The organism is Vibrio sp. 1402 (genome assembly GCF_033340275.1).
Genome location: NZ_JAWOWE010000667.1, coordinates 1 through 526 on the forward strand (window position 1 = coordinate 1; position 526 = coordinate 526).

A 526-nucleotide genomic window follows, 5' to 3' on the forward strand; every position below is an offset into this window, starting at 1 on the left:
CGGTTTATCGGCTTGCGGTTCAACCTCTTCTAACAGCAATAGACCTTGGCTCATCGGGCCTGGTTGCATGGTTACGCTGCCATTGGCGACGGTGGTTTCTTGCCCGGTTAAGGCGTCACGAACAACAGTGCCATCAGTAAAGGTTTGGGCTACGTTGATGGTTTTAGCTGTGTCGGTTGCAACAGGGCAAGAATAGGTGATGTCCTGACTTTGTTTTGGTTTGATTTTAACGGTTAGCTCATTGGTGTCTGGATTGAGCGTGAAGAGGTAGGTATTGGCTTTGAAAATGCGCAGCGGCATAGATGTGTCGGTTGCGCAGTTATCCATTTTTAATGGTGTATTGAATTTGATGCGGCTTTCTTCCGCTAGCGCAAAGCTGTTGCCACAGGTTTGTTTGCTGTCGGCAATGGTAAAGGTGTAGTTGCCTTTTTCTAGTTTTTGCTCTGCGACGAGTAAACCGTCTGAGTTTGGTTCGAAGACGGCTGTATCGTCTCCAACGCTTAATACGATGGCATTTTCTGGAATT

General features: G+C 47.3%; 1 pseudogene. It reads right to left on the reverse strand.

What is annotated here, in order from left to right:
* Positions 1-525 (reverse strand): annotated as a pseudogene (locus R7044_RS27835) (alpha-amylase); the annotation flags it as partial.
* Position 526: the final 1 nt, after the last annotated feature.